The following is an 11,254-nucleotide window of genomic DNA, read 5'->3' as shown; positions in this document are numbered from 1 at the left end:
TGATTACCGCTACAAATGTAACAATAATAAATGAAATGACAAAACATAATAAGTTAAATATAAACTGATTTATAGATAATTGGCTTTGCAGCTTGCGTTATCGCTACAAATTAATCGAAAATTCAGAGTACGAAGGCGTGAAGGTGCTCAAGAGTGCGGGGTTGCAGGGCAAGACGGTGGCAGTATTCGGCTGCGGTGACAGCGCGAGCTACAGCGACACCTTCTGCGGGGGCATGCGCGAGCTCAGCGACGCTGCCCAGGAAGCCGGTGCTACGGTCATCGGCAGCGTAGACGCCTCAGACTACACCTACGACGATTCCGAGGCAGTTGTCGACGGCCGTTTTGTGGGTCTTGCCCTTGACGACGTCAACGAAGATGATAAAACCGAAAACCGCATTGAAGCATGGATAGCCGCCATCAGTCCGCTGCTGTAATGCCCGTGGAGATGAAGGTGCTGATGAACCATATCTACGAATACCAGAAAGGAGTGCGCAGGATGGTGCTCTTCACTTTCAATCAGAAATACGAGCCGGCGGTCGTCGATCGTATGCGGCGTCTGCAGCTGCCCTTTCTGCTCCAGCCGGTGGGCAATGGCTGTCTGAATCTCTATTTCGGACGCCGCGAGTGCCTCGATGCCGTGAGGATGATCGTCGACAAGCCACTCAGCCGTCTCACGCCCGAAGAGGACTTCATCCTCGGTGCCATGCTGGGCTACGACCTCTGTGCGCAGTGTGAGCGCTATTGCGAGCGTAAATGCCGCCGGGGCCATTGTGGGGCTGCCGGCGCGTGACAGACATAAATCTTGTTCGCTATAAATATAAAGCATAATGTTTTTGTATGTGTATAAAAAGGACTGGCTGGGAAGCTGGTCCTTTTTTTTGTGGGTTCTTGAAATTTTTTCCCATTTATGTTTCCTTAACTAATTAAGAATCTGTAACTTTGCACATGGAAAGCCGCCGCGGGGCGACAAGAATGTTATTTTCGGGACGGAAATCATTATCAATATAAATATAAAGCATGGAAGTAATCAACAAACTGTTTTGGGGATTCCCCGAGTTTTGGGGTGGTGGAGTGGCTCACTCCCTGTTTATCCTCTCGCTGGTGCTCACCATAGGCCTGGCACTGAGCAAGGTAAAGGTTCACGGCATCTCGCTCGGCGTGTCATGGATATTGTTTGCGGGACTGGTAATGGGCCACTTCAACATGATGCTCGATGAGCACCTGCTGCATTTTCTGATGGAGTTTGGCCTGGTGCTCTTTGTCTACTCCATCGGCCTGGAGGTAGGTCCGGGCTTCTTCGCCTCGTTTCGTGGCGGCGGCCGTGTGCTCAACGGACTGGTGGCCATCATCGTCGGCATCGGCGTGGTGACGCTGCTGGCCATCTACTTCATCACCGGCACGCCCTTCGCCACGCTTGCCGGCGTGGCCTCCGGCGCCGTGACCAACACCCCCGCCTTGGGTGCGGCCCAGCAGGCGTTCAGCGATCTGCACCATGTCGTTGACAATCCGTCGATTGCCACCGGCTACTCGGTCGCCTATCCCATCGGTGTGCTCGGCGTCATCGCTGCCATGGTCATCCTGCGCTATGTGCTGCGCATCGACATGAAGGCCGAGGAGGAGGATGCCCGGCGCGGTACCGGATACCTCGAAAAGATCACGCTGAACACCTTCTCGGTGAAGATCAACAATAAGATGATCGATGGAAAGCCTGTGCGCGAGGTGCACCATTTCCTCAAGCGCGACTTCATGATCTCCCGCATCTACCGCCCCGAGGACAACAACCACCACGAGCTTGTCAAGGGTGACACTATTCTCAACGACGGCGACGTGATCCTTGTAGTCGCCCACCCGCAGGACGAGGAGCCTATCTGCGCGCTCATGGGCGAGAAGGTGGCGTTTGACTGGAAGCAGTTCAGCGACTCGCTCATCTCCCGTCGTATCCTCATCACCAAGTCGGAGCTCAACGGCAAGTCCATCGCTCAGTTGCAGTTCCGTTCCAGCCTCGGTGCCAACATCACCCGGGTCAACCGCTCGGGCGTGGATCTCGTGGCCACGCCGCACTTGAAACTACAGATGGGCGACCGCGTCACCGTTGTGGGTTCTGAACTTGCCGTGAGCCATGCCGAGAAAGTCATGGGCAACTCGCTCAAGCGACTCAACGCACCCAACCTGATTCCTATCTTCCTCGGCATCTTCCTCGGCTGTCTGCTGGCCAACGTGCCCTTCTTCATCCCCGGCATCTCCGAGAATCTGAGACTGGGACTCACGGGCGGACCCTTCATCATCGCCATCCTCATGGGATATTTCGGTCCGAAATACAACTTGGTGACCTATAACACCATCTCGGCCAACCTCATGCTGCGCGAAGTGGGATTCTGCATCTTCCTGGCATGCGTGGGACTGGCTACGGGCCGCACCTTTGTGGCCACGATAGAGAGCTATTCGGGATTGATTTGGATCTTCTACGGCTTCCTCATCACCATGATCCCCGTGCTGCTCGGTGGAATAATCGGCCGCTATTGCTTCCACATCAACTTCTTCACCTTGATGGGCGTGCTGGCCGGATGCAACACCAATCCGCCCGCCCTGAGCTTCGTGGGTGAGCGCAGCGACACCGACTCGGCAGCAGTGGGATACTCCACGGTCTATCCCTTTGCGATGTTCTTACGTATCATCACTTTACAGATACTCGTCTTCATCTTTGCCTGAACCTCCTGACAATATAGCAGACTTATGCCGGTCATACACATCACCCATAAGGACACCCCGGGCACTGAGGTGTTTTGGAAACTCACTGACGCACAGCTTCGCAACCGTCTGCATCCCGCAGAAGCCCTCGTGGTCGTGGAGAGCCCTAAAGTCATCCGCACCGCGCTGAGTGCCGGGCTCCAGCCCGTGGCCCTGCTGTGCGAGGAACGACACCTGAGCGGCGACGCTGCCGACATCGTGGCACGCTTGGGCGACATCCCCATCTACACAGGTCCACGCGAGCTGCTGGCCGACATGACGGGCTACACGCTCACGCGCGGCGTGCTCTGCGCCATGCGCCGCCCCACGCTGCCCACGCTCGACGACCTCTGCGCGCAGTCGCGCCGGCTGGTGGTCATCGACGGCGTGTGCGACACGACGAATATCGGGGCGATGTTTCGCTCCGCGGCGGCACTCGGCATGGATGGCATATTGCTCACCCGCGACAGCTGCGACGCCTTCAACCGCCGAAGCATACGCGTGTCGATGGGCACCACCTTTCTGATCCCCTGGACGTGGGTCGACGACCCCCTCAAGGATCTTCGCCAGCGGGGCTTCCACACCGTGGCCCTGGCTCTGCGCCACGACTCCATCCTGCTCGATGATCCCCGCCTGGCCGCCCATACCCGACTGGCACTGATCATGGGCACCGAGGGCGACGGACTGCCGAATGATGTCATCGACGGCGCCGACGATGTGGTGCGCATACCCATGGCGCGCGGCATCGACTCGCTCAATGTCGCAGCCGCCATGGCAGTGGCGTGCTATCAGTTGAGAATTAAAAGTTGAGAGTTGAGAGTTGAGAGTTGAGAGTTGAGAGTTGAGAGTTGAGAGTTGAAAGTTGAGAGTTATATTTGATTTATATGCAATTGTATCATTGGTTAGGTTTTGACTCCAAAACCATGAGTGTGCGCACTGAGCTCATCGCCGGTGCCACCACGTTTCTGACGATGTGCTATGTCCTTGCCGTGAATCCTACTGTGCTGAGCAATACCGGCATGGACCGCGCGGCACTGTTCACCAGCACGGCACTGGCCTCAGCGTTAGCCACGCTGCTCCTGGCTTTTCTTGCCAAACTGCCCTTTGCCCAGGCACCGAGCATGGGATTGAACGCGTTTTTTGCCTTTACGCTGTGCCAGGCACTGGGCTATACCTGGCAGCAGGCCTTGGCCATCTCGCTCATCGAGGGCATCGCCTTTCTGCTGATCACTTTCATCCATGTACGGGAATATATCCTGTACGCCATCCCCACCAATCTGCGCTACGCCATCTCGGTGGGTATCGGCATGTTCATCGCTTTCATCGGACTGAAAAACGCTGGGATCGTTGTCAATAATCCCAACACTTTCGTATCTCTTGGGAAGTTCACGCCCACGGCGATCCTTGGCATCGTAGCCATCTTGGTGAGCGGTGTGCTCATGGCGCGCAATGTCAAGGGCTCTTTGTTTTTTGGTATCATCCTCACCACACTGGTGGGCATCCCCATGGGCGTGACCGAGGTGCCGCAGCACTGGCTGCCGGTGTCTATGCCCCAAAGCCTCTCGCCCGTCTTCTGCAAGTTTCAGTTTGATGGTCTGCTGTCGTTCCGTACGGTGATGGTGGTGGTGTCGCTGCTGCTGGTCAATATTTTCGACACCGTGGGCACCCTTGTGGGATTGGCTTACAAGACCAACGTGGTGAAGCCCGACGGCACCATTCCTCATGTCAACGAGGCGATGATGAGCGACGCCCTGGGCACCACGATAGGCTCGCTGCTGGGCACGAGCACGATCACAACCTATGTCGAGAGTGCCTCAGGAATCGCCGAAGGAGGCCGCAGTGGCTTGACGAGTTTTGCCGTGGGCATACTATTTCTCGTCTCGCTGTTTCTCGCGCCCGTGTTCATGCTCATCCCCGGTGCGGCCACGAGCGGTGCGCTGGTGATGGTCGGCGTGCTGATGCTCGACAATGTGAAGCGGATGGACCTCTCGACGATCGACGAGTCTTTCCCGGCTTTCATCACGATGATCACCATGGTGCTCTGCTATAGCATTGCCGACGGCATCTGCCTGGGTATCCTCAGCTATGTGGCCATGAAGCTGTGTGTCAGAAAATGGCAGGATCTCAACGCCACATTGCTCGTGCTCAGCGTCATCTTTATCCTCAACTTCATATTCGGATAAGGATAAGGAAATAGGAAATGATAATCAAAATGTGTCTGAAAGGCTTCTGCTTAAATTTCAGAAAAGCTCAGGTCCCAAGCGTTCCAAGACAAAGCACGGGCAATGGAGACTTCATGATTCGCTCAGAAAAGACTTCAACTCTGTTAACCTTGAAAGCATGACACTACGCCCATCCTCATACACTTTCTGCATTAGCTCCGGGTCATGCGTGATATGCTTGATGGGCAATATCGAGTGCGGCCGAATGACAAACGCCTTTCCTTCCTTTTCCTGCCGGGCGACATATTCCGTCTCTTCATTGTACATGATGTGCCTTTCTGCTGCCGCCTTGAGAAACTTTGGATAACGGTGAAGCTGAAGTCTAAGAAGCGGCATCAGCGGATTGGGCTTCTTGACATATCCCTTGGGCTGCGTCAAGACCACTACGTTCTTGTCATATCCTTGTTGCTCAAAGAATCTCAGCGGGATAGAGTCGGCGATGCCGCCGTCAAGGAGCTGATGACCTTCTACCGCTACGACCTTCGAGGCCAATGGCATAGAGGCAGAAGCCCGTATCCACTCATTCATCGCATAGCCATGATGCATCAGACGTTTGTAGACGGGCTCACCCGTCAGGACATCGGTGCAGACCGCATAAAACTCCATGGGATGACGGTCGAAAGTCGCTACATCGAACTTGTCAAGCTCATCGGGCAACATGTGATAGGCAAATTCGGCTCCGAAGAGGTCACCCGTTTTGAGCAGCGACTTCACACTGCAATATCGCCAGTCGTGGGCGTAGCGTTTGTTGTAACGAATGACACGTCCCGGCTGCCGGCTTTTGTAGTTGCAGCCGAAAGCGGCACCTGCCGATACGCCAATGAGTCCATCAAACTCAATGCCATTCTCCATCATGACATCTATCACGCCTGCCGTGAATAATCCGCGTAAAGCCCCTCCTTCAAGAACCAGTCCTTTCTTCTCTGTCATTTTTCGGTCTTATGAAATATTGAATTTGCCTCAAAGATACTCATTCACGCTATCTTCCACGCCGTGATCGTGCGCTCCTGGGAGGAGAAGCGGATGCCGACCTTGACGATGCGGCGGCCATCGACCTCGTAGGGAATGGCATAACCTTTGTCGTCGATCTGCCGCAGAGCTTCCTCCACGGTGCCGTCGAGTTTCAGCTCCATGACGTAGATGGTGGTGTCGGTCTTCATGAGGATGTCCATCCTGCCCTTTGCCGTGCGCACCTGGGTATAGACATAGACATTGAGGAAGGAGAACATCACGTAGAGCATGGCGGTGAAATGGCCCTCCGACGTGGGTGCGTCGTGCAGCGTGCCCTCCTGATAGGGAATGCCGGCAAAGAAAGCGCGGGCCAGGGTGAGACACTCATCCATGTCGTCCTTACGCAGGGCAAGATACATCTTGGCGGCGGTATTATTGGTGAGGTTCACGTTCTTGGTGACGTAATACGGCACGAGGGTTCGCATCAGGCCCACCTTCACTTCCTCGTTGGGGTAGCCGAGCCGGTACAGGTTCACCACCGGGTCATAATCTTTGATGGTGAGGTAACCGCTTTGGTAGAACAATGGGAGGATACTCTGCATGTCCTCCGTAGGCGCGTCAAACTCCTCCGGCGCCGCCTCGCTGCCATCGATCTGCGTGAGGTCAGCATGAAACTTCTTCATCATCTTGACAAGGAATGTCGGCGTGCCAGTGGAGAACCAATAGTTGTTGAAGTCTTTGTTGTTCATCGCTGACAACAAACTAAACGGATTATAAACCCCTTCAGCGTTGCGAGAGAAGCGATAGCCGTCGTATTTGAGCTTCAGTTTTGCCAGCACCTCGTCATTGGTCATGTTGTTTGCCTTGCCAAGTTCAGCGATACCCTCCTGGAAGTTGTCTTTCAGTTCCTGCTCCGTGATTCCGCAGATACCGGCATATTGTGGCAGCATGGAGATATTATGGAGGTTATTAAGCTGTGAGAAGATGCTGAGCTGCGAGAACTTGGAGATGCCCGTGATAAAGACGAAGCGGAGGTATTGATCCAGCTTCTTCAGCGGCGAATAAAACGACTGCAGCAAGGTGCGCATAGGCTCGAGCCGTTCGCTGTCGTGGAGCACGGTGAGCAACGGCGCATCGTACTCGTCGATGAGGATGACGACCTGCGATTCCGTCTTCCGGGAGATGTTCTTCACCAGTTCGCGGAACCGTATCGTGAGGTCGTCGGAGGCTTTCTCGCAACCATACGTCCTCTCAAAATCCTCCAACTGCGAGTGGAGGTTGAGCTCACATTCCTCGGCAGTACCTTTCTTGATGTCGCTGAGGTCGAAGTGGAGCACGGGATAGTGGTTCCACTCCTTCTCCAGACTGTCTATGGCGAGCCCTTTGAACAACTCTTTCTTACCTGAGAAATAAGCGTCAAAGGTGCTCGTCAGCAGCGACTTGCCGAAACGGCGCGGACGCGACAGAAAGACGAACTGCCCCGGGTGGCAGACGTCATAGACATATTTCGTTTTGTCGACATAGAGGAATCCGCCCTTGCGGATCTTCTCAAAAGTCTGTATTCCTATCGGATAGTATACCATAGCGCATGAAAGTCTTTGCTTGCAAATTTAAGCAAAATTCTTAAATTATAAGAACATAAATCCTTATAATTTATCATGCCATGGTGTTTATGCCAATACAGTTTTGATATCAGCCACGATCTGTGTTTCTGTGAGGTGATTGTCACGAAGCAGATCATTGACGTCGTAACGGTCGTAGAGCGCTTTCTTCACACCAAAGTTGAGCACCTTCATGTCCGTGGGACCATAGTAACGGGCGATGCGCTCACCAAAGCCACCGTCCAAGCTGCCATCCTCGAGAGTTGCAATCAGTTGATGGTCACGCTTGAGCTCATCGAGCAGCTGCTCGTCGACACCCGTCAGGTAGCGTGGGTTGATGAGGGTGGCGTTGATGCCTTCGTCGGCCAACAGCTTGAGCACAGCCTCGCCCTTTTGATAGAATCCGCCTGCGGCAATCACCGCAACCTTACTGCCCCGATGGGTCACTTGGAACTTGTTCAGTTGACTGTAGTCCGTCGGATAGTCCTCATCGCTATGAACCACAGCACACGGTACGCGAAGCGCCACACTGAACTTGTCCTGCGCGATCGCCCAGTCCTCCATGGCAATAAACTCTTCCCACGTGGTCGGTGCTAAATACACTAAATTGGGGATATGCGAGAACATGGGTATGTCGAAGAAGCAGATGTGTGTGAAGTCGTTCATACCGTAAATGCTTGCCCCTAAGACGTTGATAACCGCCGGATTGCCATTCACAGCCAAATCCTGACACAGCTGATCGTAGGTGCGCTGCATGAAGGTTGCCGGTGTCCCCCAGACGGGATGGGCCCCGGCCTTGGCAGCACCCGAGATGAGCGCCACAGCTTCCTCCTCCGCAATGCCCACGTCGACATAGTGCTTGCCCAGTGCCTCGCGACGCTCCTTCGACAGGCCACTCATGGCAGGTACAGCACTTTGGACGACGAGAAGCTTGTCGTCGAGCTCAGCTTTCTTCACTAAGTACTGTCCGAGCAGGTCTGTGAAACTCTCGCCACTGCCAGTAACTTTCGGCTTTCCGGTCTTCAAGTCGAAGGGCACACTCCAGTGCCAGGCCTCTTTGTCTTTCACCGCTGGTTGATAGCCGTGACCCTTCTCGGTATGCAGATGAACGACGATGGGATGGTCGATGTCCTTGACCTTGCGGAAAGCCTCAACGAGCTTCTCAATATCGTTGCCCGCTTCCACATACATATAATCGAAACCTAACGCGCGGAAGATATTGTTGCTGCTCTCGCCGTTGCTCTCACGCAGTGAGGCCAGACTCTTGTACATTCCGCCATGGTTCTCGGCGATGGACATCCCGTTGTCATTGAAGAGCACAATGAAGTTGGTTCCTGCCTCCGCCGCCACATTGAGTCCTTCAAAGGCTTCGCCTCCTGAGAGCGAACCGTCGCCAAGAACCACTACAATGTTGTATTTTTCACCCAGGAGATCACGCGCTGCCTGAAGTCCGGAAGCCAACGCCACAGAAGTCGATGTATGTCCTACCTCAAAGAGATCATACTCCGAATTCTCCCGTGGAGAGGAATAGCCGGAAATGGCATTCATGTCATCCACCTTGAGAAAGCCATCCTTACGACCGGTAAGCATCTTATGAGGATAGACTTGATGGGAAACGTCAAAGACAAACTTGTCCCGTGGGGCGTCAAAGACATAATGCATGGCCACTGTAGCCTCGGTGAAACCAAGATTGGGGCCTACATGACCGCCATGAATGCTGACCCGGTTGAGCACGCCGGTACGAATCTCGTCGGCGAGCACATTCAGTTCATTGATATTTAATTCCTTGATGTCCTGAGGACTGTTGACTTTTTCTATATACATAACCAATAAATGATTTTAATGTTGTTGTTTTGCTTATTACTTTTCCGGATGCAAAGTTAGCAGATTCTTTTTAGACTACAATTACCTTGATCAAGGTAATTACAACCTATTTTGCATATCAGGCTATTTCTGATCCGCTATAACTATTCAGCAGGCAAGTAGGAGGCACGGCGTCTCGCCGTGCAAGAATGTGCGTCGAGATGCCGTGCCTCCTACTTGCCTGCTGAATAGTTACAGTTTGCCACCGAAGAGTAAATAGAAGTTAAACAAGAACCAAAAGGAAGGGGAATTCCGCTGGAGACGAAAAAAACTTGTAAATTTGTAAGGGAGAGCAATATGGTAAATTCATGCCATACTACATATAACTACATAATTTTATTACAAGAACATTATGAAAGCATTGTTTATCAACGGAAGTCCCCGCAAGAACGGCAACACAGCCAAACTGTTGCAGCGGGCTATGGAAGGAGCCGAAGAAGCCGGAGCCGAAGTGGAATGGGTCAACCTCTATGACCGCAAACTCAATATCAAAGGATGCATGAGTTGCTTCGCCTGTAAGGTGAAAGGTGGGAAGAAGGGCGTATGCTCTTTCAAAGACGACCTGCTGCCCATCCTTCAGAAAGCAGTCGAAGCCGATGTGCTGGTGTGCGGATCACCCAACTATTGCGGTTACCCCACCGCTTTGCTTCGCGCATTCATGGAACGGATCATCTTCCCTACGGTGAACTATTCCGACTACAGCAAGCCCACAGTACTGAAAAAGATCCATACGGCCACCATCTACACGATGAACTGTCCGAATGATGCGATCTACCAAAAGATGAACTACCAGTATCTGATGGATACCAACGCCAACGAGTTGGGTGTCTTCGGTCCTACAGAGATTCTGCGGAGCTACGACACCTACCAGTTTAATAACTACAGCCGCTACGATGCCGCTATGATTGACGAGCGCCACAAGGCAGAGGTGCGCGCCACACAGTTTCCAAAAGACATGGAAGCAGCCTATGAGTTAGGCAAACGATTGGTGAGAGAGGCAGCAGGTGAAGCCTGTTGCACAAAAGCCTAACGGATCTGCGTGTTCCTTCGATATTGAACGGGCGTCATCCCTGTATGTGCTTTGAAGTAGCGTATCATCAGGCTGTCATCAGGAAAATGGAAAGTGGTGGCTATCTGGCGGATACTGTCATTGGTATTTCGCAGACGTAGCTTCAGTCGGGTGATGACATATTCGTTGATCATCATCTTCGGTGTCTTGCCCGTCTTTCGCTTTACGATGACGGCAAGATACTTGCGGGTGATGCAGAGCCGGTCGGCATAGTATTGAACATCTTTCGATTCCATGAAGTCATGCTCGAGGATGTTCATAAACCTGGCAAAGAGCTCATCGGTTCGCTGCGAGTCAACATCGGGATGGCGCAGTTCAGGATGCTGCCGGAGGAAATCGGAGAAACCCAAAAAGAAGCTCTTCAGCTGCAGGGCGACGATCTCATCAGTCACGCGACAGCCGTCAGTGGAGAAGAAATGCTGCAGGATGGTGAGCATGGGGCTGATGACGTCTGCTACAATCTGCCTCTCCCTGCAGAGCCTGTCGTTTCTCAAAGAGAAATAGACGCTCTCTTCTATATGCAGACTCGCCATCCGCAGCATATCGTCGCTATAGACCAGCGCTATGCCATGAAAATCTTCCGACACATCTTCTATCTGCACAATATCCGTAGGAAAGAATGTTATGGTCTCCCCCGCATGAATGGTCCACTGCGAGAATTCTATACGCACCCTCGCCCAGCCTCTGTCACATAATTCTGAATTTTCAATTAGTTTGTAGCGATAACCTACTACGACTCGTTTTTCTTTGGCCTTCCTCTTTTTCTCCCTACCTTTTTCGACTTGTATCCCGGTTCACACCCGACTGGGATGTCAATCCCA

General features: G+C 53.1%; 9 protein-coding genes and 1 pseudogene. 6 read left to right on the top strand and 4 right to left on the bottom strand.

Translation table 11 applies throughout. The features are described 5' to 3' along the window. Positions 1-113: 113 nt before the first annotated feature. From FYJ73_RS15030 to FYJ73_RS15010, 5 genes and pseudogenes are all read left to right on the top strand, one after another. Positions 114-434: pseudogene (locus FYJ73_RS15030) on the top strand (flavodoxin domain-containing protein); the annotation flags it as partial. Beyond that, positions 404-790 (top strand): DUF2023 family protein, encoded by a 387-nt coding sequence (locus tag FYJ73_RS15025; RefSeq protein WP_235899409.1) that lies wholly within the window; start codon positions 404-406, stop codon positions 788-790. The pseudogene FYJ73_RS15030 and the gene FYJ73_RS15025, both read left to right, overlap by 31 nt. Positions 791-1,017: 227 nt before the next feature. Beyond that, complete coding sequence (locus tag FYJ73_RS15020) at positions 1,018-2,709, top strand: putative transporter (protein ID WP_154535556.1); 1,692 nt, start codon at positions 1,018-1,020, stop codon at positions 2,707-2,709. Positions 2,710-2,733: 24 nt separating this feature from the next. After that, complete coding sequence (locus FYJ73_RS15015) at positions 2,734-3,537, top strand: TrmH family RNA methyltransferase (RefSeq protein WP_154535555.1); 804 nt, start codon at positions 2,734-2,736, stop codon at positions 3,535-3,537. A 74-nt stretch (positions 3,538-3,611) separates the two neighbouring features. Then, the gene (locus tag FYJ73_RS15010; RefSeq protein WP_154535554.1) at positions 3,612-4,910 is read left to right on the top strand and encodes an NCS2 family permease; all 1,299 of its coding nucleotides are present in this window, start codon (positions 3,612-3,614) and stop codon (positions 4,908-4,910) included. A 111-nt stretch (positions 4,911-5,021) separates the two neighbouring features. Here the strand turns inward: FYJ73_RS15010 and FYJ73_RS15005 are convergent, their stop codons facing one another. From FYJ73_RS15005 to FYJ73_RS14995, 3 genes are all read right to left on the bottom strand, one after another. Beyond that, a complete protein-coding gene (locus tag FYJ73_RS15005) occupies positions 5,022-5,879 on the bottom strand; it encodes a patatin-like phospholipase family protein (RefSeq protein ID WP_154535553.1) in 858 nt (285 codons plus the stop codon). Positions 5,880-5,923: 44 nt separating this feature from the next. Further along, positions 5,924-7,483 (bottom strand): ATP-binding protein, encoded by a 1,560-nt coding sequence (locus FYJ73_RS15000; RefSeq protein ID WP_154535552.1) that lies wholly within the window; start codon positions 7,481-7,483, stop codon positions 5,924-5,926. 87 nt (positions 7,484-7,570) lie between these two features. Further along, entirely contained in the window at positions 7,571-9,325 is a 1,755-nt protein-coding gene (locus tag FYJ73_RS14995) for a 1-deoxy-D-xylulose-5-phosphate synthase (protein WP_154535551.1), read from the bottom strand. 391 nt (positions 9,326-9,716) lie between these two features. On the opposite strand from FYJ73_RS14995, the gene FYJ73_RS14990 reads away from it, so the two are divergent. Further along, positions 9,717-10,394 (top strand): flavodoxin family protein, encoded by a 678-nt coding sequence (locus tag FYJ73_RS14990; RefSeq protein ID WP_154535550.1) that lies wholly within the window; start codon positions 9,717-9,719, stop codon positions 10,392-10,394. Here FYJ73_RS14990 and FYJ73_RS16255 read toward each other — a convergent pair. Then, positions 10,391-11,104 carry a helix-turn-helix domain-containing protein gene (locus FYJ73_RS16255; protein WP_154535549.1) on the bottom strand — a complete coding sequence of 238 codons (714 nt, stop codon included), beginning with the start codon at positions 11,102-11,104 and terminating at the stop codon, positions 10,391-10,393. The genes FYJ73_RS14990 and FYJ73_RS16255 overlap by 4 nt on opposite strands. Between the last annotated feature and the right edge of the window lie 150 nt (positions 11,105-11,254).

The organism is Hallella mizrahii (assembly GCF_009695775.1).
GTDB classification, from domain to species: Bacteria; Bacteroidota; Bacteroidia; order Bacteroidales; family Bacteroidaceae; genus Prevotella; species Prevotella mizrahii.
The sequence above is the reverse complement of the archived record's forward strand: the minus strand, read 5'-3'. Positions and strand labels throughout refer to the sequence as shown.

Coding starts and splice junctions, on each gene's coding strand:
- FYJ73_RS15025 (WP_235899409.1), top strand. CDS start 404: ATGGATAGCCGCCATCAGTCCGCTGCTGTAATGCCCGTGGAGATGAAG.
- FYJ73_RS15020 (WP_154535556.1), top strand. CDS start 1,018: ATGGAAGTAATCAACAAACTGTTTTGGGGATTCCCCGAGTTTTGGGGT.
- FYJ73_RS15015 (WP_154535555.1), top strand. CDS start 2,734: ATGCCGGTCATACACATCACCCATAAGGACACCCCGGGCACTGAGGTG.
- FYJ73_RS15010 (WP_154535554.1), top strand. CDS start 3,612: ATGCAATTGTATCATTGGTTAGGTTTTGACTCCAAAACCATGAGTGTG.
- FYJ73_RS15005 (WP_154535553.1), bottom strand. CDS start 5,879: ATGACAGAGAAGAAAGGACTGGTTCTTGAAGGAGGGGCTTTACGCGGA.
- FYJ73_RS15000 (WP_154535552.1), bottom strand. CDS start 7,483: ATGGTATACTATCCGATAGGAATACAGACTTTTGAGAAGATCCGCAAG.
- FYJ73_RS14995 (WP_154535551.1), bottom strand. CDS start 9,325: ATGTATATAGAAAAAGTCAACAGTCCTCAGGACATCAAGGAATTAAAT.
- FYJ73_RS14990 (WP_154535550.1), top strand. CDS start 9,717: ATGAAAGCATTGTTTATCAACGGAAGTCCCCGCAAGAACGGCAACACA.